General features: G+C 64.3%; 26 protein-coding genes. 15 read left to right on the plus strand and 11 right to left on the minus strand.

The annotated features are described in order from the left end of the window. Positions 1-115: 115 nt before the first annotated feature. Both LMTR13_RS42010 and LMTR13_RS32840 read left to right on the plus strand, forming a co-directional pair. Positions 116-289 (plus strand): hypothetical protein, encoded by a 174-nt coding sequence (locus tag LMTR13_RS42010; RefSeq protein WP_197520953.1) that lies wholly within the window; start codon positions 116-118, stop codon positions 287-289. Between the two features lie 71 nt (positions 290-360). Further along, the gene (locus LMTR13_RS32840; RefSeq protein WP_065731377.1) at positions 361-1,521 is read left to right on the plus strand and encodes a PQQ-dependent sugar dehydrogenase; all 1,161 of its coding nucleotides are present in this window, start codon (positions 361-363) and stop codon (positions 1,519-1,521) included. 21 nt (positions 1,522-1,542) lie between these two features. On the opposite strand, the gene LMTR13_RS32845 is transcribed toward LMTR13_RS32840, so the two are convergent. Next, on the minus strand, positions 1,543-1,893 hold the full coding sequence (locus LMTR13_RS32845) for a DMT family protein (RefSeq protein ID WP_065731378.1): 351 nt from the start codon (positions 1,891-1,893) through the stop codon (positions 1,543-1,545). A 201-nt stretch (positions 1,894-2,094) separates the two neighbouring features. On the opposite strand from LMTR13_RS32845, the gene LMTR13_RS32850 reads away from it, so the two are divergent. The 3 genes from LMTR13_RS32850 (at position 2,095) to LMTR13_RS32860 (ending at position 4,835) form a co-directional block, all read left to right on the plus strand. Further along, complete coding sequence (locus tag LMTR13_RS32850) at positions 2,095-2,907, plus strand: PAS-domain containing protein (RefSeq protein ID WP_065731379.1); 813 nt, start codon at positions 2,095-2,097, stop codon at positions 2,905-2,907. Positions 2,908-3,175: 268 nt separating this feature from the next. Further along, positions 3,176-3,637: a GNAT family N-acetyltransferase gene (locus tag LMTR13_RS32855; protein ID WP_065733156.1), complete on the plus strand. Its 462-nt coding sequence runs from the start codon at positions 3,176-3,178 to the stop codon at positions 3,635-3,637. A 259-nt stretch (positions 3,638-3,896) separates the two neighbouring features. Beyond that, positions 3,897-4,835: an aldo/keto reductase gene (locus LMTR13_RS32860; RefSeq protein WP_065731380.1), complete on the plus strand. Its 939-nt coding sequence runs from the start codon at positions 3,897-3,899 to the stop codon at positions 4,833-4,835. A gap of 173 nt (positions 4,836-5,008) precedes the next feature. On the opposite strand, the gene LMTR13_RS32865 is transcribed toward LMTR13_RS32860, so the two are convergent. From LMTR13_RS32865 to LMTR13_RS32875, 3 genes are all read right to left on the minus strand, one after another. Next, entirely contained in the window at positions 5,009-5,353 is a 345-nt protein-coding gene (locus LMTR13_RS32865) for an endonuclease domain-containing protein (RefSeq protein ID WP_065733158.1), read from the minus strand. A gap of 64 nt (positions 5,354-5,417) precedes the next feature. Beyond that, a complete protein-coding gene (locus LMTR13_RS32870; protein ID WP_236843212.1) occupies positions 5,418-6,653 on the minus strand; it encodes a DUF1501 domain-containing protein in 1,236 nt (411 codons plus the stop codon). A gap of 5 nt (positions 6,654-6,658) precedes the next feature. After that, a complete protein-coding gene (locus LMTR13_RS32875; RefSeq protein ID WP_065731381.1) occupies positions 6,659-8,215 on the minus strand; it encodes a DUF1800 domain-containing protein in 1,557 nt (518 codons plus the stop codon). 98 nt (positions 8,216-8,313) lie between these two features. On the opposite strand from LMTR13_RS32875, the gene LMTR13_RS32880 reads away from it, so the two are divergent. Beyond that, complete coding sequence (locus LMTR13_RS32880) at positions 8,314-8,517, plus strand: cysteine-rich CWC family protein (RefSeq protein ID WP_065731382.1); 204 nt, start codon at positions 8,314-8,316, stop codon at positions 8,515-8,517. After that, positions 8,514-9,236: an HAD family hydrolase gene (locus LMTR13_RS32885; protein WP_065731383.1), complete on the plus strand. Its 723-nt coding sequence runs from the start codon at positions 8,514-8,516 to the stop codon at positions 9,234-9,236. The genes LMTR13_RS32880 and LMTR13_RS32885 overlap by 4 nt, the downstream gene beginning before the upstream one ends. Positions 9,237-9,408: 172 nt before the next feature. Here LMTR13_RS32885 and LMTR13_RS42015 read toward each other — a convergent pair whose 3' ends face one another. The 5 genes from LMTR13_RS42015 to LMTR13_RS32905 all read right to left on the minus strand — a co-directional run bounded on the left by LMTR13_RS42015 (position 9,409) and on the right by LMTR13_RS32905 (position 12,590). Next, complete coding sequence (locus LMTR13_RS42015) at positions 9,409-9,585, minus strand: hypothetical protein (protein WP_197520955.1); 177 nt, start codon at positions 9,583-9,585, stop codon at positions 9,409-9,411. A gap of 173 nt (positions 9,586-9,758) precedes the next feature. After that, positions 9,759-10,451, minus strand: coding sequence for a glutathione S-transferase family protein (locus LMTR13_RS32890; RefSeq protein WP_065733159.1), 693 nt, complete (start codon positions 10,449-10,451; stop codon positions 9,759-9,761). A gap of 278 nt (positions 10,452-10,729) precedes the next feature. Further along, entirely contained in the window at positions 10,730-11,437 is a 708-nt protein-coding gene (locus LMTR13_RS32895) for a glutathione binding-like protein (RefSeq protein ID WP_065731384.1), read from the minus strand. A 129-nt stretch (positions 11,438-11,566) separates the two neighbouring features. Next, positions 11,567-11,815 carry a hypothetical protein gene (locus tag LMTR13_RS32900; RefSeq protein WP_065731385.1) on the minus strand — a complete coding sequence of 83 codons (249 nt, stop codon included), beginning with the start codon at positions 11,813-11,815 and terminating at the stop codon, positions 11,567-11,569. A gap of 13 nt (positions 11,816-11,828) precedes the next feature. Then, positions 11,829-12,590: a sulfite exporter TauE/SafE family protein gene (locus tag LMTR13_RS32905; RefSeq protein WP_065731386.1), complete on the minus strand. Its 762-nt coding sequence runs from the start codon at positions 12,588-12,590 to the stop codon at positions 11,829-11,831. 90 nt (positions 12,591-12,680) lie between these two features. On the opposite strand from LMTR13_RS32905, the gene LMTR13_RS32910 reads away from it, so the two are divergent. The 7 genes from LMTR13_RS32910 to LMTR13_RS32940 all read left to right on the plus strand — a co-directional run bounded on the left by LMTR13_RS32910 (position 12,681) and on the right by LMTR13_RS32940 (position 19,610). Then, on the plus strand, positions 12,681-13,586 hold the full coding sequence (locus tag LMTR13_RS32910) for a LysR substrate-binding domain-containing protein (RefSeq protein WP_065731387.1): 906 nt from the start codon (positions 12,681-12,683) through the stop codon (positions 13,584-13,586). Further along, positions 13,576-14,796 (plus strand): NAD(P)-binding domain-containing protein, encoded by a 1,221-nt coding sequence (locus tag LMTR13_RS32915; RefSeq protein ID WP_065731388.1) that lies wholly within the window; start codon positions 13,576-13,578, stop codon positions 14,794-14,796. The genes LMTR13_RS32910 and LMTR13_RS32915 overlap by 11 nt, the downstream gene beginning before the upstream one ends. Before the next feature lie 281 nt (positions 14,797-15,077). Continuing rightward, positions 15,078-15,290, plus strand: coding sequence for a hypothetical protein (locus LMTR13_RS32920; RefSeq protein ID WP_065731389.1), 213 nt, complete (start codon positions 15,078-15,080; stop codon positions 15,288-15,290). A gap of 2 nt (positions 15,291-15,292) precedes the next feature. Beyond that, on the plus strand, positions 15,293-15,520 hold the full coding sequence (locus tag LMTR13_RS32925; RefSeq protein ID WP_236843213.1) for a hypothetical protein: 228 nt from the start codon (positions 15,293-15,295) through the stop codon (positions 15,518-15,520). 116 nt (positions 15,521-15,636) lie between these two features. Continuing rightward, positions 15,637-18,597 (plus strand): excinuclease ABC subunit UvrB, encoded by a 2,961-nt coding sequence (uvrB, locus tag LMTR13_RS32930; RefSeq protein ID WP_083219324.1) that lies wholly within the window; start codon positions 15,637-15,639, stop codon positions 18,595-18,597. An 87-nt stretch (positions 18,598-18,684) separates the two neighbouring features. Beyond that, on the plus strand, positions 18,685-19,323 hold the full coding sequence (locus LMTR13_RS32935) for a DpnI domain-containing protein (RefSeq protein WP_065731390.1): 639 nt from the start codon (positions 18,685-18,687) through the stop codon (positions 19,321-19,323). 80 nt (positions 19,324-19,403) lie between these two features. Then, positions 19,404-19,610 (plus strand): hypothetical protein, encoded by a 207-nt coding sequence (locus LMTR13_RS32940; protein ID WP_236843214.1) that lies wholly within the window; start codon positions 19,404-19,406, stop codon positions 19,608-19,610. A 115-nt stretch (positions 19,611-19,725) separates the two neighbouring features. On the opposite strand, the gene LMTR13_RS32945 is transcribed toward LMTR13_RS32940, so the two are convergent. Beyond that, complete coding sequence (locus LMTR13_RS32945; RefSeq protein ID WP_065731392.1) at positions 19,726-20,094, minus strand: hypothetical protein; 369 nt, start codon at positions 20,092-20,094, stop codon at positions 19,726-19,728. 485 nt (positions 20,095-20,579) lie between these two features. Next, positions 20,580-20,759: a hypothetical protein gene (locus tag LMTR13_RS32950; protein ID WP_197520956.1), complete on the minus strand. Its 180-nt coding sequence runs from the start codon at positions 20,757-20,759 to the stop codon at positions 20,580-20,582. 334 nt (positions 20,760-21,093) lie between these two features. On the opposite strand from LMTR13_RS32950, the gene LMTR13_RS32955 reads away from it, so the two are divergent. After that, the gene (locus LMTR13_RS32955) at positions 21,094-21,534 is read left to right on the plus strand and encodes a nuclear transport factor 2 family protein (protein ID WP_065731393.1); all 441 of its coding nucleotides are present in this window, start codon (positions 21,094-21,096) and stop codon (positions 21,532-21,534) included. The last annotated feature ends 162 nt before the right edge of the window (positions 21,535-21,696 follow it).

Here is a 21,696-nt window from a genome sequence, read left to right on the forward strand (position 1 = left end):
CGTGATTCCGCCATTTTCAGCCCCAGATCGCCAAAATGTTGCCGGTGATCGTTGCAAGATTTTCCTGACGTCGTGAGTCGCGGGTGATTCGGCCCGCGTTACAAGGATTTACTCCATGATGCGGTTACCCGGCGCGGTCGGCTTCGAGAGCAGCCGCACGCCCGTCGCTTCTTCCCGATTGCTTGGTGCCATCGCTACCTCGCTTGCGATCGGCACACTATCGCTTTGCCTCGTGGTCACCCTGACGGTGCTGTCGATCAAGGCTACCGTCGCGATGCCCATTCCGTGACAGGTCCAGCCTTTTTGTTTGCATCATTGGACTAGCGAACGCGCGATGATCGGCATCGCGATTGGACTCGGATGAAGACACCCGTCGCCCTTGTGACCGTCGCCTTGACGGTAGCGATCCTGCTCGCCGTCTCGTTCCTGATCGCCACCAGCACGCGCGGCGAACAGCCGGCGTTCGACTCGTCGGCAGGCGAACTCGAGGTTCGGACCATTGCAAGGGGCCTCGCCAATCCCTGGGCGCTGGCATTCCTGCCCGATGGAAAGATGCTGGTGACCGAGCGTGCCGGCCGCATGCGCCTCGTCAACACGGAGGGCCAGGTCTCGCCGCCGCTCAAGGGCGTGCCTGACGTGTGGGCCTCAGGTCAGGGCGGCCTGCACGATGTCGTCACCGACAAATCCTTTGCGCAGAACCGGACCATCTATTTCTGTTACGCCGAACGCACCGAGGGTGGCGGCCGCACCACGGCCGCGCGCGCGAAACTGAGCGACGACAATGGCCGGCTCAACGAGGTCAAGATCATCTTCCGCCAGCAGGGACCGCTGTCGTCGGGCAATCATTATGGCTGCCGCATCGCGCAGGCCGAGGACGGCAATCTGTTCGTGGGGCTGGGCGATCACTTCACCTATCGCGACCAGGCGCAAAATCTCGGCAATCATCTCGGCAAGCTGATCCGGATCGCGCCCGACGGATCGGTGCCCGCAGGCAACCCGTTCGCCGGCCGCACTGATGCCAAGCCGGAAATCTGGAGTTACGGCCACCGCAACGTGCAGGCGCTAGCGATCAATCCGGCGAGCGGCGAGCCCTGGGAGATCGAACACGGCCCGCGCGGCGGCGACGAGGTCAATGTCGTCGGCAAGGGCAAGAATTACGGCTGGCCGGTGATCGGCTACGGCATCGATTATTCCGGCGCGAAAATCCACCAGAGCACGGCCAAGGACGGCATGGAGCAGCCGCTCAAATACTGGGTGCCGTCGATCGCACCCTCAGGCATGACCTTCTATACCGGCAAGCTGTTTCCGAAATGGAACGGCAGCCTGTTCACCGGCGCGCTGCGCGGCGCCATGCTGGTGCGGCTGACGCTGAACGGCAACGCGGTGACATCGGAGGAACGCCTGCTGCAGAACCTGCACGAGCGTATCCGCGATGTACGCCAGGGACCCGACGGCGCGCTGTGGCTTTTGACCGACAGTACGAACGGACGGGTGTTGCGGGTAGCGCCGGCCGTGAAATGACGATGATCTGAACAAAAGCGCTCACCATTTGTGAAAGATCAGAAACGCGCCGATGGCGATGAAGAGAAAGCCGAGCGCGTGATTCCACCCCAGCGGCTCCTTCAGATAGAGTACCGAGAAGCAGGCGAATACCACCAGCGTGATCACCTCCTGGATGGTCTTGAGTTGCGCCGCCGAATACACCGCACTGCCCCAGCGGTTGGCCGGCACCGCCAGCCAGTATTCGACGAAGGCGATCCCCCAGCTCGCCAGCACGACTACCGGCAATGCGCTTTCCTTGAATTTCAGATGGCCGTACCAGGCAAAGGTCATGAAGACGTTGGAGGCAAACAGCATCAGGATCGGCAGTAGCGTCGGCGAAACGGTGGGCATCGATGTCCTCTTGCAAATGTCGAGCAGTTCAATGGTCGGGTGCGATCCGGCGTTCCTTAACTCGATATCATTTGATTTCAAAAACGCGAAAGCTTTACGGATCCGCGCAACGCTCTCTTAGGACTGGCGGCAGAAAGGCGTGCACAATCGCAACAATCAGGCATGCTTGCGTCTTATTCCCGGCAAGTGGCGAGAACGGGCATGCAGTTAGACTGGCGCGCAATCTCCGGTCCGGCTCTTACGACAGCGACGGCGTTGATCGCCTTCGTGGTCGACCGACATTTCGTTGCAGTCCCCAATCCCGCGCCGCTATTCGTCTGCATCGTCGCGTTTGCCGCTTCCATCAGCGGCATCACCTCCGGCATGATCAGCGCCGTGATTGCGGTGGCATCTTCGGCGGTGTTCTTCCTCAACCACCGCGCTACGCCGGGTTACGACATGTCGGATTTGGCGCGCATGCTGCTGCTGGCGGCAACCGCCGGCGGCACCGCGCTGATCACGGGCCTGTTGCGGCAGAAATGGGTCGATGCGTTCGCGTGGGAAAAGAAGCATCATGCCACCGCGGACCGATTGTCGGCCGCGCTCGACCAGGTCGACATCGGTATCGTTCTGCTCGATTCCGACACCCGCGCCGAATTCATCAACCGCGCCTTTCGCGATTATTTCAAGCTGTCCGACGAGCAGGCCGACAGCAAGCCGCCCTTCATTGCGCTGATGTATCACGGCCGCGACACCGGCGCCTGGCAACTGCCGGAGGACGAGTTGAGCGCCTTCATCGCCAAGCGCACCGAGATGATACGAGCAGGCGATTCCACGCCGATCAACCTCGATCTCGCGGATGGCGAGGTGCTGCGCTTCACCTGCACGGCGCTGCCCGATGGCGGACGCATGCTGAGCTATGCGCCGGTCACCGACCTCGTCCGCCACAGCGACGATCCCGGCAGCGCCAACTATTATCGCGCGCTGCGCGGCAGCCATCGCAGCCTCGCGAGGCATCTCGGCGCCGCGGAGTAGCGAAGCGCGCGACGACGAGCGGTCGCTCTTCAACCTCGCCCCGCCTGCAGGAGAGGTCGGATCGCGAAGCAATCCGGGTAAGGGGGTACAGGTCTCACCACGATCACGACTCGCGGAAGCAGCCCTCACCCCAACCCTCTCCCCGTGAAGAACGGGGAGAGGGAGTAGAGCCCTTCTGCAAAGTTGATCGCACCCGAATGCGTCTGTAATAGGAGTCTTCCCCAGCGTGTTCGCGACGCTGCTCCCTCTTATCAACGCGGAATCGCGCATGTCCGGCGACCTCACCATCCGCTTCGTCACCCGCCAGGACTACGCGCAATGGCTGCCGCTGTGGGATGGCTATAACGCCTTCTACGGCCGCGCCGGCGCGACCGCGCTGGCGGGCGAGATCACGGCGATGACCTGGGCGCGCTTCTTCGACGCTTACGAGCCGGTACACGCGCTGGTCGCCGAGAGCGGCGGCGAGTTGCTCGGGCTGACGCATTACCTGTTTCACCGCTCTACGACCATGATCGAGCCGAACTGTTATCTGCAGGATCTCTTCACCAGCGCCGCCGCACGCGGCAAGGGGGTCGGCCGTGCCCTGATCAACGGCGTGTACGAACAGGCGAAGCTCGCCGGATGCTCCCGCGTCTACTGGCAGACGCACGAGACCAACCACACCGCGATGCTGCTCTACGACAAGGTGGCGGAGCGTTCGGGTTTCGTGGTGTACCGCAAGATGCTCTGAGGAACCGCTGTAAGTTCGCGCCCCGCCATCGTTGTCACGCAGACGTAACAAAGCCCGGGTAGCCTGCCCCTGCGTCTGATCAGGCCCCCCGTCTCATGATCACGCGCCCCCAGCGGTCCCCGTCAGTCGCCGCGTCTGACCGGGGCCGCATCTTTTTGTGCCGCATGGCTGCCAAGCGCGGGCGCTGGTCCCCTGTTCTTGCGGGTCGAAGCCGTGCGCGCCACAATGCGCCTCCCCGCTCTTCCCACAGGATCGATCCATGCAAATTCGCAACCTCGGCGGCTCCGGCCTGCGTGTTTCCGCCGTCGGCCTCGGCTGCAATAACTTTGGCCAGCGCACCGACCTGGAGACCTCGCGCAAGGTCATCCACAAGGCGATCGATCTCGGCATCACCCTGTTCGACACCGCCGACATCTATGCGGGCATGGGCGGCTCCGAGACCGTGCTCGGCACCGTCCTCGGCGACCGCCGCAAGGACATCGTGCTGGCGACGAAGTATGCGAAGCCGATGGCGACCGACGGCACCAGGCAGGGCGCCTCGCGCCGCTACATCATGTCCGCGGTCGAGGCCAGCCTGAAGCGGCTGAAGACCGACTACATCGATCTCTACCAGCAGCATGAATACGACGCCCTGACGCCGATGGAAGAGACGCTGCGCGCGCTCGACGATCTCGTCCGCCAGGGCAAAGTCCGCTACATCGGCAATTCGAACTTTCCGGCGTGGCGCATTGCGGAAGCCGAAATGCTGGCGCGGCAGATGAACGTTGGCCGCTTCGTCTCGTGTCAGGACGAATACAGCCTCGTGGTGCGTGGCATCGAGAAAGATCTGTTGCCCGCCGCGCAGGAATACAAGCTCGGCCTGCTACCGTTCTTCCCGCTGGCGAGCGGGCTTCTCACCGGCAAATACAAGCGCGGCACTGATGCCCCCGCCGACACCCGCTTTGCCAAGGCGCCGGCGCTGAAGGATCGCTACGCCACGGCGCGCAACGAGGACATCGTCGAGAAACTCCAGGCATTCGCGCAAGAGCGCGGCCACACCATGCTCGAACTCGCCTTCTCCTGGCTCGCCCAGCGCCCGCAAGTCGCAAGCGTCATCGCCGGCGCCACCCGCGTCGAACAGGTCGAGCAGAACGTGAAGGCGGTCGGCTGGACGCTGAGCGCAGAGGAACTGGCAGAGGTGGATCGGAGTACGAAGTAATTGAGACGGCGGTCTCGCCCTCCCTCTCCCCGTCCTTCACGGGGAGAGGGTCGGGGTGAGGGGCTGCTTCCGCGAGCTCTGAACGCCGTGAGACCTGTACCCCCTCACCCGGATCGCAAGAGCGATCCGACCTCTCCCCGCAAGCGGGGCGAGGTTAAGAGAGCAGCGCGGTTCTACTTCAAGAGCTCGGCTTGTATCGAGAGTAGGACGCCTTCGGTATTTCCGAGAACGTCGTTGTTCCAGAATCGTAGCACCCTGTAGCCGGCTTCGATTAAACGCCGATCACGGACTGCGTCGGCGGCTGATTCATTGTGCTGTCCACCATCCACTTCAATGATCAGCCGCCGCTCGCGGCAGACGAAATCGCAGACATAGCCAATGATCGGCTGCTGCCGGACGAACTTGTGCCCGTCGATCTGCCGGTTGCGAATGCGATTCCAGAGGATAGTTTCCGCATCTGTTTGATTGACCCTCAATCGCCTCGCGATTCGGATAGACTTTTCATTGCGGCCGCGCATTGCCATGCCCCTCACCCGGATTGCTTCGCAATCCGACCTCTCCCCGCAGAAGAGCGGGGAGAGGTTAAGATACCAGCCCCTGCATCGGCTTCACTGCCGCACTGTCCGGAAACACGCTCTCCGCCAGCACCCGTTCCGCCAGCCCGAACTGGTCCTTCAGCATGCCTTTCATCACCGCGCGCAGATCGGTGGTCGGCGCGAGGTCGCGGCCCTGGTAGAGGCTCGTCGCCTTCAGCCCCGGCCAGTCCGCGATCACGCGCCCGCCGTTCACCGCGCCGCCGGCTAGCAGCGCGACCGTGCCGGTGCCGTGATCCGTGCCCTGCGTGCCGTTGATGCGTGCGGTGCGGCCGAATTCGGTGGCGACCACGATCACGGTGTCGCGCCAGCGCGGGCCCAGGCCGCGCTCGAATTCGGCCAGCGCGCCGTCGAGGCCGCTGAGCAATTGCGCCAGCCGGCCGACCGCGCCGCCTTCATTGGCATGCGTGTCCCAGCCGTCGAAGGCGAGCGCACCGATCCGCGGTCCGTCGTCGGCCGCCATCAATTTCGCGGCGCCGCGCGCCACCAGCCGCATCGCGGCCACGCCGCCGGCGCCCGGCTTCGGCTTCATGTCGTCGCCTCGCGCGGCCTTGTCGAGCGCCAGTCCCTGCTTCAAAGCCGATGCCAGTGCGGCGTCGCGATGTTGATAGAGCTCGAGCAGCCGCATCGCGGTATCCTCGGCAGCCTGCGGCAACGCCACTGGCGCCCAACCGACCGTCGGCGCCGTGCCGCGCAGCACCAGCGGCGTGGTCGGACCGACCGCGAGCGCGCTCGTCACCCGCTCGCCTCTGGGCAAGCCTTCCAGCGCGCGGTTGAGCCAGCCGGACTGGACCCGGCCGGGGCCGGCAAAGCCGCTTTCGAGCACGTCCTGCCCGTCGAAATGCGAGCGGTCGCGATAGGGCGTCGCCACCGCATGGATCACCGCGGCTTTCTTCTCGCGATACATCCGCGAAAATTCCGACATCACCGGATGCAGCGAAAAGAAATTGTCGAGCGGCAGCGCCGCGTTCGGTCCGCTCGACGACAACGCGATCGAACCGTGCAGGCCGGCATAGTCGGGGTCACCGATCGGCGCGACGGTGGCAAGCCCGTCCAGTGCGCCGCGCAGGATCACGATGACCAACCGCGGGTCGCGGCCGTCGGCCCCGCGCGCAAATTTCGGCAGGTAGGCCCATGCCGCAAAGGAGGCGCCGCCGAGCAACACGGCACGCCGCGACGTCACCAATGATCGCATGTCGTCGCAGCAATCCATTGTCGTCTCCATTGGCATCATCTCCTCTGGAATTCCGGCGACATCAACAACAGCGCGAGCGCCTGCTGCCGCGATTCCGCGCGCTCGATGGTTCGCCGCGTCTCGGGCGAAGCCGCATCTGCGGCGACGAGTTCGAGCAGGTCGCGCGGATCGATGCCCTCGGCGAGCCTTGACGCAATCTGCGCGGAGATGTCGAGCCGCAGCTTCATCCCTTCCGGCGACGCCCATGCCGCGTTGCCGTCGGGAAAACCGTTCGGTCCGGCCGGCGACCATAGCGGTTGACCCAGCACGTTGAGCCCGCCGAGATAGCGGCCGGGATCGTTCGGGATCTGCACCAGCAGCCGGCCGGCCGCGATCAGGAATTCGTAGGGCGAGCGCATCTTGGAAAGCGGCGCCTTCCAGGCCTCGTCGGAATCCACCAGCGCCACCGCCAATGCCTTGAGATCGCCGTCGGTCCTTGTGAAGACATCCGCCAGCCGCGCCACCAGCGCGGGCGGCGGATCGTCGGCCACGAAGTGGCGCGCGAATTTTGCCGCGATGAACTTTGCGGTCGACGGATGGCGCGCGATGTCCGCCAGCACCGCCTCGCCCTGCGCGACGCCGGGCGCGTCGTAGATCTTTCCCATCACCCGCTGCGCGCCGGGTTGGTGGGCGTTGGCGTTGAACACGAAGCTGCCGGGCGCGCCCAACCGGCCCAGCCTTCCCGCATAGGTCCACCCGGTGATGATATTCGCGAGCGCCGTGACGTCGTCCTGCGAATAGCCGCCGCCGACGCCGAGCGTATGCAGTTCGAGAATCTCGCGGGCGAGATTTTCGTTCAATCCGCGGTTGCGGTTTTTCCCCGCGCGCGAATCCGGGCCCAGCGATTGCTGGTTGTCGAGGAAGAACAGCATCGCCGGATGCTGCTCGACCGCCCTCAGCATGTCGCCGAAACGTCCAAGCACGTGCGGCCGGATCGCCTCGCGCTCGAACGAGCCCGCCCACATCCGCGCCGGCCCGCCCTTGCTGGCGGAGATGCAGAAATGATTGGACCAGAACACCACCAACCGCTCGGCAAATCCGCCATCGGTGATGACGGCGCGCTGCAACCGCGCCAGCGCCTCGGCGCGAAACGTCTTCTGGATGATGTTGAGCGGAGGCGGCGACAGCTTTGGCACATTCGGCTGCATCGTCTCGGCGGATGCCATCGCGCCGGAATTTTCGGCGGGCCTTGCCTGCGGCTCCTTTGGCGCCATCTCCATGGCGATGCCGTTGAGTGACGGGTTTCGCCGCTGGCCCTTGGCCTCCGGCCGCGGCGATGTGCCTTCGCCTGCCGCCGGCGGCGCGGCCGATTTGGCGGCGGCGTCGCGCGCCTGCTGGATTTCGAACTGATAGTCGAACACCGCCTTGCCGAGCGCGGGCGTCGACTGCAACCCGGGCACTTCGAGCAGCACGCCGTTGGAACGGCCGAGTTCCGCCTTGACGAAGCCGCGCGGATCGGACGCGGCATTGAGAAAATCGCCGGACGCCCCGCCGCGCGCGCCGAAGCCGAAGCGATTGAGCGCAACGAGGGCCGCTTGCGAATCGCGGGCCATCGGATTTCCTTCGAGTTTTTCCGGGCGTATAGTGCCGAAGTATAACGCGCTTCGGCGTGAACCCGGGATTAATTCCTCGTCAGGATTCAGCCTCGTTGATGACAAATCGTTTGGAAAATGCGCGCTCGCGCCGCCTCGCCTGCGCAGGCTGCGGCGACGATTTCGGCTGCAACCCGTCTGGCCCCTGCTGGTGCAACGACGAGGCGTTCCGCCTGCCGATGCCGGTGGACGGCAGCGATTGTCTATGCCCGGACTGCCTGCGCAAACTCGCTGGCCAGCGCACCGGCGCGGGTGCGGCGTGAGCGGCAAATGGGACGTCGGCGCCGTCCTGCTCGACATGGACGGCACGCTGCTCGACACCGAGCGGGTCTATTTCGACAGCCTGGTCGCGGCACTCACCACGCATGGCTACACCGACGACGCCGTGACGCTGTGCCAGGCGATGGTCGGCCTGCCCGGCCCGGAGTGCGAGGCCCTGCTGCATGCGCGCTACGGGGCAGACTTTCCGCTTGCGGAGGTCAGCCGTGCCTTCGTCAGCAACCGCGATGAAATTCTCGGCGCAGGCCTGCCGCTGAAGAGCGGCGCGATCGAACTCTTGGATGCGCTGCGGGCGGCCGAATGTCCGATGGCGATCGTCACCTCCTCGTCGCTGCGCACGGCGGATGCGCATCTAAAGCTCGCGGGTATCCGCCACCGTTTCGAAACGCTGCTGACCTGCGACGACGTCGCCCGCGGCAAGCCGAGCCCCGATCTCTATCTGCTTGCGGCATCGCGGTTCGGCCTGAAGCCGGAGGTTTGCGTCGCGGTGGAGGATTCCAACCACGGCGTGGCCGCCGCGCACGCCGCGGGCGCGATTACCATCATGGTGCCCGACATGGCGACGCCGACGGAGGAGTCCCGCGCACGATGCGCGGCTGTGGTGCCGAACCTCGTTGCGGTACTCGAGATACTGCGCGAGCGTGGGACCTTAACGCGAAACCGCCAGCAACCGTCATTGCGAGCGAAGCGAAGCAATCCATAGCGCGCCACGGAGGCATGGATTGCTTCGTCGCTATCGCTCCTCGCAATGACGGAGAGTTACGTGCCCGCCGCGCTGGGCGAACGCATCGATGCGTGGCTCGAACGCCGGCCGCCGCTCCATCACGGCGACTAGCGCCAGGCCAGGATCCTGCTACCGGCTCCGTCCCGGCCGGCTAAGCGGCGTCCTTGGTCGCAACCATCGTCCGGATGTCGCCGGCCAGTTCGCGGTAGTGCAAGCCGAGGCGCAGGTATAGCTCGCGCTTTGCCCCATCCGACGTCAACTTGCTGATCAATTCGCATTCGGCAGCGAGAGTCTCAAACCGCTCCAATTTGGCCTCAAGATCGGTCATGACGCGTCTCCCCTAACGGCCACCAGGGGAATCAGCTTACGCCTCGATTTTACGTCATGGCTAACATCGTTATCGGATAGAACTAATTTACAGCCTCGGCGATAGCGCGGACAGGCGCGCAATCATTGCTGCCTGTTTTAGGCCAACGAAGCTCATGACGCGCAGCGCCGACGTCAGGCGTGATAGCTCGGCGACTTCCGCGCGGTGCCGTCGAACGCGTCGAGCAACCGCTCGCGCCAGGCATAGACCGGATCGTCTTCCATCAGCAGCTTGAACGGGCTGACCACGCGTGCCCATTGGAACGCGCCGAACACGATGTAGTCCGCATAGTTCGCTGCCGCGCCGCCGAGGAAAGGCTGGGTCCGCAATGTCAGCCGCAGCGGATCGAGGCTCTTGCGAAAGCCGTCGACCGCCTGGTCGCGGCTTGCCATGATCTCTTCCAGCTTCTTGCCGAAGCGCGCCTCGCGCGTCTTGCGGAAGTAGGCAGCGTCCTCCGGCTTCAGGTTGAGCGGGATGTCGGCGATGATGAGCGGAAACATGCCGCCGATCACCCCGTCGCCCCACCAGTTCAGCATCCGCCCCATGGCACGACCGCCCTCGCCGCCGAACAGCGAGGGCCGGTCCGGATATCTGTCTTCGAGATAATTGGCGATGGTCCAGGAATCGACCACCGCGCTGCCGCCGTCGAGCAGCACCGGCACCTTCTCCGAGCCATGCGGCGCGATGGCGCCCTTCTCGGTGAAGCACCAGGGAATGGTTTCCGCTGATAACCCCTTATGCGCCAGCGCCATCCGCGTGCGCCAGCAGAACGGGCTGAACGGACGGGATGGATCGGTGCCGACGAGTTCGTAGAGTTTGAGTGGCATGCTGGACCGTTCCAAGATGATTACCAGCCTAGCCGTCAATGCGAGGAGCGCAAGCGACAAAGCAATCCCTCTGTCACCGTCGTGCGAACGCAGGGACCGATAACCACAGATGTCCGGGATGTCATCTGAACTCGGCTGCGCTTCGCCGATATTGCCTATGTGTCTTTCGGATGGATATCCGGGATGTGGGTAGAATCCCAGCCGATCGCGCCGGGAAGATGGACACGGGGGCTTCGGCGCCCCGCGTGCCCATGGGTGCGTACGCCGCGGACCCTGCCCTACCGCACCACCGCCGCGGTTTGGCCGAACAGGATTTTGCGTTCCTCCTCGGTGCGGTTCACCGGCTGGCCGAAATTCGGGTTGACCTCTTTCGCCTTGGCATAGGCGCGCTCGGTCGCCGGCCGCGCGCGGATGGTTTCCAGCCAGCGCTTCAGATGCGGGAAATCGTCGATGTTCTGGCTCTGGTTCTTGTAAGGCACCACCCAGGGATAGCTCGCCATGTCGGCGATCGAATAGTCGCCGGCGATGAATTCGCGGTCCGCCAGGCGCTTGTTGAGCACGCCGTAGAGGCGGTTGGTCTCGTTCACGTAGCGGTCGATGGCGTATTTGATCTTCTCCTGGGCGTAGTTGGAGAAGTGATGGTTCTGTCCGGCCATCGGCCCGAGATTGCCCATCTGCCAGAACGTCCACTGGATCGCGTCATAACGGCCGTAGAGATCGGCGGGCAGAAACTTTCCGGTCTTCTCGGCGAGATAGAGCAGCATCGCGCCGGATTCGAAGATCGAAATCGGCTTGCCGCCGCCCTTCGGCGCGTGATCGACCAGCGCCGGGATCCGGTTGTTCGGCGCAATCGCCAGAAACTCCGGCTTGAACTGCTCGCCCTTGCCGATGTTGACCGGGAAGATCTTGTAAGCCAGCCCGGTCTCCTCGAGGAACATTGTGATCTTGTGGCCGTTCGGCGTGGTCCAGTAATGGAGGTCGATCATGGGGCGATCCTTGCAGTGCGTTGATTTCTTGTTTTTCGCAAGAAAGATGCGATTGCATGAATTTGATCGGGCCGGTGCCCCAAGTCAATGCAGGCCGACGGCGTAGCGCGGAAATGTGATGACGCGGGACTAGCGTTGCAGCGGGCCGATGCGGCCGTGTTCCCGCAGCAACTTTTCGCCTGATGCGGTGACGGTCACCATCAATCCGGTTCCGGCGATGGTTTCGCGCACGACGTAGCCGCGATCGGACGCGTCTTCCCAGATTGTCAGGCGCGGACACGAGGTCCGCCAGGTCGCAACCACTTCCGCATAATTCCGCGGCTCGTGGGCGATCCATTCGACGAAGTCGAGCACCAGGGGATCTGCAGCATCCGGCATCCGCCCTCTCCCTTCAGAAGGAAGCAACCGAGCCGCGAACCAGCAGCAGCCAGCTTCCGTAGAGGATGTAATAGCCGGCCACCGTCGTGATCAGCCGGTTCGCCCAGGTGCGAAACTGCGCGTCGCTCATCGCTTCCAGGATGCGCCGCGCCAGCGTGGTGCCGAGCATCGAGGCCGCGACCGCAACCGCAGCCAGCACCGGATCAAGCGTCGCCGCCTGATCGACGATGCCGCCGAAATAAATGAGCTTTGTGAGGTGGCTCGCGACCTGACAGGTTGCCTTCGTTGCCACCACCTCGCGGCGGCCGAAATTGCCGCCGAGAAAGAACGTATCCATCAGCGGGCCGGAGACGCCGGTCATCAGCATCAGGCCCATGCAGATGAAGCCGTAGAACGAGCCCTGCCAGATGCTGTCCGGATTGGGCTTGAGGTTCTTCGGCATCAGCCGCGCCATGAACGGCGTGGCCCCGAGCAACAGCAAAGCAATCGGCTTGTCCGGCACGTAGCGGGTCAGCGACCAGACGCCGAGCGCGAGCGCGCAGCCGATCAGATAGACGAACACGGGCCGCCAGCGGATATGCGCCCGCCACAGAAAGGCGCGCCAGCCGTTGGAGGCCATCTGCGTGATCGCGTGCAGCACCATGGCGGTGGGCAGCGGCATCAGCATCAACAGTACGCCGATCAGGATCATCCCGCCGGCCATGCCGAACAGCCCCGACAGGAAGGCTGTCGCGACCATCAACGCACCGAGGGCTGCGATCATCAGCGGCGTCATTGGGAAACCTCCTTCTTCCCTTGTGCCTCGCTTGTCGCGCCTGCGCAAACTGAGTTATCTTGCACTGGCATCAGTTTTCCTGAGGGTTAAGTGCGGCGGCTGCTCTTTCTCAACGGCATCAAGGCGTTCGAAGCCGCGGCGCGCACCGGCAGCTTTGCGGCGGCCGGCGCCGAGCTCAACGTATCGGCGGCTGCCGTCAGCCGGATGGTGCATCTGTTGGAAGAGCGGCTGGGGGTTGCGCTGTTCGAGCGCAAGGCCAACCGCCTCGTCACCACCGCCGCCGGGCGCGCCTACCAGAACGGGCTGACACCGATCTTCGATGCGCTGGCGAGCCTGACCGCACAGGTGACCGCACCCTCGAGCGTGCGCGTGCTGACCATCGGCGTCGGGCCGACCTTTGCGATGAAGTGGCTGATCCCGCGGCTGGCGGACTTCCGCAAGGAAGACCCCGACATCGACGTCCGCATCACCACCGGCGGCGCTGCGGTGCCGTTCGGCGAGGACTGGAGCTGCGGCATCAAGCTCGGCGGCGGCGAATGGTCCGGCCTGATCGCCGAGCCGTTATTTGCCGCGGATCTGCTTCCGGTTTGCGCGCCGCGCCTTGCCAACGCGCTCAAACGTCCCGGCGACCTGAAGGGCCCGGCGCTGCTGCGCGTGGCGCATTCGCCCGACGACTGGCCGTCATGGCTCGAAGCGGCCGGCACCGCCCGCATCAGCGCCCGCGGGCCGGAGTTCGAATTTTACGGCCAGGCGCTGCAGGCCGCGGTTGACGGCCTCGGCATCGCCATGGGCATCCGGCCCTATATCGACGACGACCTCGCCGCCGGCCGGCTGGTCGCGCCGTTTGCGTTAAGTGTGCCGAAAGGCATGCGCTGGTATCTGGTCTATCGCGGCTTCAGCACCGCCCAGCGCGATTTCGCCGCGTTCCGGCGCTGGATCATTCGCGCGGCAGCCGAGCCCGCCGCGCGCCGCAGGGGCCATAGACATGCCGGATGAGAAGATCGAAACGCTGGTGATCGGCGGCGGCCAGGCCGGCCTCGTGATGAGCCACCGCCTCAAGCAGCGCGGACTGTCGCATCTGGTGCTCGAGCGCCACCGGATCGCCGAGCGCTGGCGCAGTGAACGCTGGGACGGATTGAAATTCCAGTTTCCGAACTGGTCGGTGCGGCTGCCGGAGTTTCCGTTTCCGCACAGCGATCCCGATGGGTTTTCGGACACGTCCACCATCATCAAATTCATCGAGGCCTATGCGGATTTCGTCGCGCCGCCGATCCGCTGCGGCGTCGCGGTGACGCGGCTGGCGCAGCGCGACGGCGGACGCTTCATCGCCGAGACCACGGACGGCACGATCGAAGCCGACAATGTCGTGGTCGCCACCGGCCCCTATCAGCGCAACGTCATCCCGGACCTGTTGCGTGATCACCCGGTATTTCAGGTGTGTGCCGCCGACTACAAGAATCCCGAACAGCTTCCGCCCGGTGCGGTGCTGGTGGCCGGCGCCGGTGCGTCCGGCGCGCAGATCGCCGAGGAATTAATTGAGGGCGGCCGACGCGTCTATCTCTCGGTCGGACGGCATCGCCGGCTGCCGCGCCGCTACCGCAGCCGCGACCTGATCTGGTGGCTGGCCGAGATGCAGTTCGACCAGATCACGCCGGAGGAGCGGGGGCCCGCGCGGCTCGGCCCGGTGATCTCGGGTGCCTATGGCGGCCGCAACATCGATTTCCGCGACTTCGCCGCCCGCGGCGTGATCTTGCTCGGACGTCTCGACGGCGCACATGACGGCGTGCTCGACATCGCGCCGGGCCTTGACAAAAGCCTTGGCGACGGCGACATCGCCTTCACCACCTTCCTCGATACCGTCGATGAATATGTGAAACGGCGCCGCCTGGACTTGCCGGAAGAACCCGGCGCGCGCGCCACGCTTCCCGACCCTCCTTGCGTCACCGCGCCGCTCACGCGCCTCGACCTCGCCATGGAAGGCATCTCCTCGATCGTCTGGGCCACCGGCTACGGCGTCGATTTCGGCTGGATCGATATCCCGGTCCTCGACGCCCGCGGCGAAGCGGTTCACCGCAACGGCATCTCAGCCGTATCGGGCCTGTACTTCCTCGGCCTGCAATGGCTGTCGAAGATGAACTCTTCGTTTCTGTCCGGCGTCGGCGACGATGCCGTGGTGCTCGCGGATCATATTGCTTCCCGACGCTGAGCACTCGTGTCGCGGACGCGGTGCAGCGTGAAACGCTGCTCCACGGAGCCGGGACCCACGACTCTCGCCCGAACCGATGGACCCCGGAACAGCAGCGCATCACGCCGCAAGGCATAGCGCGTCGAAGACGCGCGTGAACGCGCTGTTGGCGCTGCGCAGCATCCGGGGAACGCCGACCGGGACGACGCCACCGAAAAACTCCGCGACATGTGAACCCCTTCACATCTGCCTCCGCTGCGCCGTGCTCTGCTCGCGCCATGCGCAATTCCGGGGGACGCGCCATGATCTACGGCGGCTTTGAAATTCAGTCGTTCGAAGCAGGGAGAGGGCTATGGCACGCCAGGATTCAACGGGCCGACCAGGAGCCGGTGGTGATCGATGGCATGGCGTTTCCGACGCTCGAGGTCGGCTTCGCCTGGTCGGATCCGGAAGCGGCGATCGCGGATGCGAAAGCCCATATCGATCGCTTCATGCCGCGGTTCACGAATCGGTAAGCGTGCCGGCCGGCCGAATCTCGATACCCGTTCCCGAACAGACCCTGCAGGCGACGCCGGTGTTGTCCACCTGCCCGGATTGCTCGGCCGCGCTGGCGGTCTTGCGTATCATCCCCGGCCGCGCCGGTGCCGAGTACTGGACCATGCGCTGCACGCGCTGCGGCGGGATTCATCTGGATATCGTCAAGGCGACGCCGGCCAGAGCGGATAATGGCGATCTTCACGTCTGAGGCGCACGACGGTTCCCAATTGCGGTCTTGCTGACATCTGCTGACAGGCGGAAGCGCGCGCTTTCGCGCGGCCATTTGCCCTTTTCTCACCGGCTGACTCGTCCCATATTCGCCGCATGGCGAAGAAACCGGACGCTCCCAAAAAATCAGGCAAAACCCCGAGATCCAAGGCGCACCGGCCCGAAGTGCAACCAATCGGACCGGCGCTGGCGGAACTGCTCAATCCCGCCATCAACCGCGGCGATGCCGGCACGGGTTCAGGCACTGGCCTGCAGCCTCCGCCCGACAATTCCTGGGATCGCCGCGCCGGCGGCGAGGCGGCGGCGCATCGCGCTCGCGCTTCGACAAAGGGGACGGGCGATGACCTCGCAACACGCGATGCCGGACGCGGCCTCGACGAAGCCCCCCAAGCCAACTACGGCACCGCGGCCACCATCCCCACGCTCGACCCCGAACTCGCGCGCCAACTCGGCCTGCCGACCGCCGAAGACGACGAGGATGCCCTCGCTCGCCCGCCGCGCAACAAGATGGAAGCGCTCGGCGTCAAAGCGACTGCCGATGCGCTGGAAAGCTTGATCCGCGACGGCCGCCCCGAATTTCGCGGCGATAACGGCCAGCTCAAAGTCTGGACGCCGCACCGGCCGCCGCGCCCGGAGAAATCCGAAGGCGGCGTGCGCTTCGAGATCAAGTCCGAATACCAGCCGAAGGGCGACCAGCCGACCGCGATCGCCGAACTGGTCGAAGGCGTCAACCGCAACGACCGCACCCAGGTGCTGCTCGGCGTCACCGGCTCCGGAAAAACCTACACCATGGCCAAGGTGATCGAGGCGACGCAGCGCCCGGCCCTGATCCTTGCGCCGAACAAGACGCTCGCCGCCCAGCTCTATGGCGAGTTCAAGAACTTCTTCCCCGACAATGCGGTGGAGTATTTCGTCTCCTACTACGACTACTACCAGCCTGAGGCCTACGTCCCGCGCACCGACACCTACATCGAAAAGGATTCTTCCATCAACGAGCAGATCGACCGCATGCGCCACTCGGCGACGCGCGCGCTCTTGGAGCGCGACGACGTCATCATCGTGGCCTCCGTGTCCTGCATCTACGGTATCGGTTCGGTCGAGACCTACACCGCGATGACCTTTGCGCTGAAGAAGGGCGAACGCATCGACCAGCGGCAGTTGATCGCCGACCTCGTGGCGCTGCAGTACAAGCGCACGCAGGCCGATTTCACCCGCGGCACGTTTCGCGTCCGCGGCGACGTCATCGACATTTTCCCGGCGCACTATGAGGACCGCGCCTGGCGCGTGAACCTGTTCGGCGACACCGTGGAAAACATCGAGGAGTTCGATCCGCTCACCGGCCACAAGCAGGACGATCTCGAATTCATCAAGATCTACGCCAACTCGCACTATGTGACGCCGCGGCCGACGCTGGTGCAGGCGATCAAGTCGATCAAGTCCGAGCTGAAGCTGCGGCTCGACGAACTCAACAACCAGGGCCGCCTGTTGGAAGCGCAGCGGCTGGAGCAGCGCACCACCTTCGACCTCGAAATGATGGAGGCGACGGGAAGCTGCGCCGGCATCGAAAACTATTCGCGCTACCTCACCGGACGCCGCCCCGGCGAGCCGCCGCCGACGCTGTTCGAATACGTGCCCGACAACGCGCTTGTTTTCGCCGACGAAAGCCACGTCACCGTGCCGCAGATCGGCGGCATGTTCCGCGGCGATTTTCGGCGCAAGGCGACCTTGGCCGAGTATGGCTTCCGCCTGCCCTCCTGCATGGACAACCGCCCGCTGCGGTTCGAGGAGTGGGACATGATGCGCCCGCAATCGGTCGCGGTGTCGGCGACGCCCGGCGGCTGGGAGCTGAACGAAAGCGGCGGTGTGTTCGTCGAGCAGGTGATCCGCCCGACCGGCCTGATCGATCCGCCGGTCCACATTCGCCCCGCGCGCACCCAGGTCGACGATCTCGTAGGCGAGGTCCGCGCGACCGCTGCCGCGGGCTATCGCTCGCTGATCACGGTACTGACGAAGCGCATGGCGGAAGACCTCACCGAATATTTGCACGAGCAGGGCATTCGCGTCCGCTACATGCACTCGGATATCGACACCATCGAACGCATCGAGATCATCCGGGATCTTCGCCTCGGCGCGTTCGACGCGCTGGTCGGCATCAACCTCTTGCGCGAGGGCCTCGACATTCCCGAATGCGCGCTGGTCGCGATCCTCGACGCCGACAAGGAAGGCTTTCTGCGCAGCGAGACCTCGCTGATCCAGACCATCGGCCGCGCCGCGCGCAACGTCGACGGCAAGGTGATCCTCTACGCCGACCAGATGACCGGCTCGATGGAGCGCGCGATTGCGGAGACCAACCGCCGCCGCGAAAAGCAGGTCGAATACAACACGGCCAACGGCATCACGCCGGAGAGCGTGAAGAAATCGATCGGCGACATCCTCAACTCCGTCTACGAGCGCGACCACGTGCTGGTCGAGATCGGCGACGGCGGCATGGCCGACGACGTCATCTCGATCGGCCACAATTTCGAGGCCGTGCTCAACGACCTCGAAACAAGGATGCGCGAAGCCGCCGCCGATCTGAACTTCGAGGAAGCCGCCAGACTCCGCGACGAAGTCAAACGCCTCCGCGCCACGGAGATGGCGGTGGTCGATGATCCCACCGCCAAACAACGCGCCGTGCAAGGCAAGGCCGGCGCGTATGCCGGCACCAAGAAATACGGCGAGGCGGCCAACTTGCCGACATCCGCGATGAAGAAGCGCCGCGCCTCTTCACCCTCCCCTGGAGGGGGAGGGTCGACCGCCGCAGGCGGTCGGGGCGGGGTGAGCCGCAGCGGCGGTCCCTCCACCTCCAAAGTCCACAAACCCCACCTCGACGAAATGCACGGCCCCGAATCCCTGCCCTACCGCCCCGGCGGCGCCAAACCGCGCAAGCCCGCGATCGGCAGCGGCAGCAAAATCTTCCAGCCGACCGACTCGCGACAATCAGGGCCGGAGTTCGGGCCGGCGCCGCGATCGAGCGGCGGCGCGCCGGGGCATCGGGGCGGGTGGAAGAAGAGGTAGGATTCGCCGTGCCAGCTCTTGGATGAGCCTGCTGCAACTAACCGTCATTGCGAGCCTAGCGAAGCGATCCAGCTTCTTGGCTCTGGATTGCTTCGTCGCGGAGCCAGCCATCGGGCGCGCATTCGCGCCTGCAAAGAGGAATTCGAACTCAAGAGCCAGAAAGGCAGGTTCGGAACGCGAGTCGTCGACGGCGCGTTCAAGACCAAGTGCGAACGTCTTGCCGCCAGCAATAATCCGAATCTGCTTCTGATGAATTACGACCTCAAATCGCTTGCGGTCGTGAACCTGCTCATCGTGCCAAAGCACTTCTTCGTTCGTGAGATCATCGAGGAACGTAAGCCGTTGGCTTCCACCGCGCGACGGGCCGGCTGGATCGGCTCCAACATCCTGCTCAGCCGAATTCCAGAGTCCGGAAAAATACACATCGTCCAGAACAGCGTCGTTCGCGCGAAAGAACTCGTTCTCGCCGATTGGCAGAAGACACTCTTCCTCAGAAATGAATCTCCGGAAACCCGCGGCTGGTTGCTGGACGTGATGAACTGCGTGGAATCGCTCGGCAAGCGAGACTTCACGCTTGACGAGGTCTACGCGTTCGAACGGCACCTCGGCGATCTCTATCCCGGCAACCAGAATGTCAGACCGAAGATTCGGCAACAGCTTCAATATTTGCGGGATCGCGGGTTTATTGAATTCGTTTCGCGCGGGAATTATCGTCTGCGGCAGTAGGGAGGCTGGCCATGGCGTGGCTTCTAAATCACTACAAATGCGACCGTTGCAGACGCCGATGGGCTGATGAATGGTCCTGCATGTGCGACGACACCTGCCCGCATTGCGGCGCGCGAGATATGACGCCTTATGAAAGCGAGGAACTGACCACGCTGATTGAAGAAGAGGGCAAAGAGTTCGTCGTGTTGTGGTCGCCCGAAACGGCCGAGCACGACCCTGACTATCGTGAACTGGGCCGCTTTCCTACCCGTGAGAAGGCATTGGAGTTTCTGGCTGCCGACCAATGATGCTTTGTCATTCCGGGATGGTCCGAAGGACCAGACCCCAGATGCGCAACGCGCATCGGGGAATCTCGAGATTCCGGGTTCGAGCTTTGCTCGCCCCGGAATGACACGCGGAAACCTACCGCCCGCTCGCCACCGCCAGCACCGACAGCATCATCACATTCGTCACCAGTTGCAGCGACACCGTCGGCTGCGCGCGCCATTGCGCGAGTTTGTCGGAAAACGACAGGCTGGCATCGAAGAACAGCGGCTCGTAGCTGTTCCTGAAAAACTTCGGAAATTTTGGCGCGAGCCAGGGCGTCAACAGGCCGTGGAAGATCGAGGCGGCGACTACGAACAGCACCGCGCCGCCGGCGATCGGATGATGCGAGAGCTTCAGCAGCAGCGCGGCGGCGGCGAAGGTCGGAAAGCCCTGGAAGATGGCGGTGAGCGCAAAGCCTTCGACGCGGTTCTGGAGGGATGATTTCGGGGCGGCGATGGCGATCATGGCGGCGGCTCCGGAGAAAGTCCTCGGCGAGGACGGTCATGAGCGCCAGCCTGCCCAAACACGGGCGGGATTGCCGTGACATGTGTCACGCTGAAGCGCTGGAGCGCGTGGCGAGGGCCCTCACCCGGCGCTTCGCGCCGACCTCCAAGAGCGAGCTTCGCTCGTTTCGACCTCGCAAGAGGCGGGGTGAGGTGACTTTCGGTGCGCTTCGCGCGCTCGCGAACGGGTGTTCCGGCGCACCTGCAGTCCGCCGTGTGCATTTTTGCGCACGACTGCGGTGTTTGGGCACCCGGCTTTCCCTCGGCTTTCCCTGCGCCCTCTTCGATTTCGAGGGCGAGCGAAACTGCAAATCTCGGGCGGATGGCGCTGCGGGAGGTTTGGTGCTGTTTGAAATGCAGAGCGAGCGTGAGGCGCATTCGGTGTCGTCCCTGCGTTCGCACTGCGTTCGCAGGGACGACACCGAGAATGCCGCAGCACCGCTCCCCTCACCCCGACCGCCGGTGGCTGGTGTTCTGCGTCAGATTGCCGTGCCCGGCCTGTTCGCGGATGTTGTTCTTCTCGTCGTCGCGATGGCCCTTGGTGGTGTCGAGGGGCACGCGGGGCGCGCTACCGGGGCCCTTGGGGCTCTGATTGTCCCGGGGAATCGGAGGCGCGGTCTTTGTCATTATAGTCTCCGTCATCAACGGAAAGGACAACACTGGCCTTGGCGAAATCGTTCCGCTGATAACGGCGGCATGCATTGTCGCCGGCCGCAAAAGCCGGTGCCATGACAAGGCAAGGTTCGTGATCGACATGCAGACCAGCAACGCGGTGCCGGAAGCGGAGTGCGGAGAGCGTCAGGCCCCGGCGCGCATCGCGGCGTCGCCGCACCGCGGACGGCAATGAACCTTTTGGAAACCACCGCGTCAGATACTGTAGGTCCTTATGCTGTTGATCCCGCCGCCGCTCCCTTCATAACGAATCGGGCCGTGCGGGTCGAACACAGGCGGGGAGCGACGAATGACCGACGGATCAAATCGTCAGCGCGTGCTGGATTTTCTCGAGGTCCTGTATTCCGGCGACGTCGAAGGCGCGCTGGAGCGCTGCACCGACGACATCGAATCCCTCGCCAACGCCCCGATCGACATCCTGCCGCATATGGGCCATCGCCGCGGCAAGGCCGAAATGCGCGAGATGTGGAACGCGGTGCGCGCCCGCTATTCCGAACTACGCTGCGAGGTGCCGATCCTGGTCGTCGAGGGCGACAAGGCCGCCGCCTTCATCCGCGTGTTCTTCCGCAAGAGCATCAACCAGCGCATGGTGCAGTTCGACATCGCCGGCTTCTACACGCTGCGCGACGGCAAGATCAGCCAAATCAGGGAAATCATCGACACCTTCGATCTGGTCCAGCAACTGCTCGAACGCGACGTCGCTGCGATCCTGACCGGTAGAAGGCCGTAGCCGATTTAGCGATTAGCCATCGGCGTCATTCCGGGGCGATGCAAATCATCGAACTACGATGCGCAATTGCGCACCGTAGTTCGCACTTCGTGCGCCCCGGAAGGACACCCCAATTTCCCCGCGCCATTGAACCTCACCGCGCTGTCCGCGACACATCACAAG

This window comes from Bradyrhizobium icense, assembly GCF_001693385.1.
In the GTDB taxonomy this organism is placed as follows: Bacteria; Pseudomonadota; Alphaproteobacteria; order Rhizobiales; family Xanthobacteraceae; genus Bradyrhizobium; species Bradyrhizobium icense.

Coding starts and splice junctions, on each gene's coding strand:
- uvrB (WP_083219324.1), top strand. CDS start 15,637: ATGGCGAAGAAACCGGACGCTCCCAAAAAATCAGGCAAAACCCCGAGA.
- LMTR13_RS32860 (WP_065731380.1), top strand. CDS start 3,897: ATGCAAATTCGCAACCTCGGCGGCTCCGGCCTGCGTGTTTCCGCCGTC.
- LMTR13_RS32950 (WP_197520956.1), bottom strand. CDS start 20,759: ATGACAAAGACCGCGCCTCCGATTCCCCGGGACAATCAGAGCCCCAAG.
- LMTR13_RS32905 (WP_065731386.1), bottom strand. CDS start 12,590: ATGACGCCGCTGATGATCGCAGCCCTCGGTGCGTTGATGGTCGCGACA.
- LMTR13_RS32875 (WP_065731381.1), bottom strand. CDS start 8,215: ATGGCCCGCGATTCGCAAGCGGCCCTCGTTGCGCTCAATCGCTTCGGC.
- LMTR13_RS32865 (WP_065733158.1), bottom strand. CDS start 5,353: ATGCGCGGCCGCAATGAAAAGTCTATCCGAATCGCGAGGCGATTGAGG.
- LMTR13_RS32945 (WP_065731392.1), bottom strand. CDS start 20,094: ATGATCGCCATCGCCGCCCCGAAATCATCCCTCCAGAACCGCGTCGAA.
- LMTR13_RS42010 (WP_197520953.1), top strand. CDS start 116: ATGATGCGGTTACCCGGCGCGGTCGGCTTCGAGAGCAGCCGCACGCCC.
- LMTR13_RS32855 (WP_065733156.1), top strand. CDS start 3,176: ATGTCCGGCGACCTCACCATCCGCTTCGTCACCCGCCAGGACTACGCG.
- LMTR13_RS32920 (WP_065731389.1), top strand. CDS start 15,078: ATGATCTACGGCGGCTTTGAAATTCAGTCGTTCGAAGCAGGGAGAGGG.
- LMTR13_RS32850 (WP_065731379.1), top strand. CDS start 2,095: ATGCAGTTAGACTGGCGCGCAATCTCCGGTCCGGCTCTTACGACAGCG.
- LMTR13_RS32895 (WP_065731384.1), bottom strand. CDS start 11,437: ATGATCGACCTCCATTACTGGACCACGCCGAACGGCCACAAGATCACA.
- LMTR13_RS32890 (WP_065733159.1), bottom strand. CDS start 10,451: ATGCCACTCAAACTCTACGAACTCGTCGGCACCGATCCATCCCGTCCG.
- LMTR13_RS32870 (WP_236843212.1), bottom strand. CDS start 6,653: ATGGAGACGACAATGGATTGCTGCGACGACATGCGATCATTGGTGACG.
- LMTR13_RS32900 (WP_065731385.1), bottom strand. CDS start 11,815: ATGCCGGATGCTGCAGATCCCCTGGTGCTCGACTTCGTCGAATGGATC.
- LMTR13_RS32940 (WP_236843214.1), top strand. CDS start 19,404: ATGTGCGACGACACCTGCCCGCATTGCGGCGCGCGAGATATGACGCCT.
- LMTR13_RS32955 (WP_065731393.1), top strand. CDS start 21,094: ATGACCGACGGATCAAATCGTCAGCGCGTGCTGGATTTTCTCGAGGTC.
- LMTR13_RS42015 (WP_197520955.1), bottom strand. CDS start 9,585: ATGACCGATCTTGAGGCCAAATTGGAGCGGTTTGAGACTCTCGCTGCC.
- LMTR13_RS32840 (WP_065731377.1), top strand. CDS start 361: ATGAAGACACCCGTCGCCCTTGTGACCGTCGCCTTGACGGTAGCGATC.
- LMTR13_RS32880 (WP_065731382.1), top strand. CDS start 8,314: ATGACAAATCGTTTGGAAAATGCGCGCTCGCGCCGCCTCGCCTGCGCA.
- LMTR13_RS32915 (WP_065731388.1), top strand. CDS start 13,576: ATGCCGGATGAGAAGATCGAAACGCTGGTGATCGGCGGCGGCCAGGCC.
- LMTR13_RS32845 (WP_065731378.1), bottom strand. CDS start 1,893: ATGCCCACCGTTTCGCCGACGCTACTGCCGATCCTGATGCTGTTTGCC.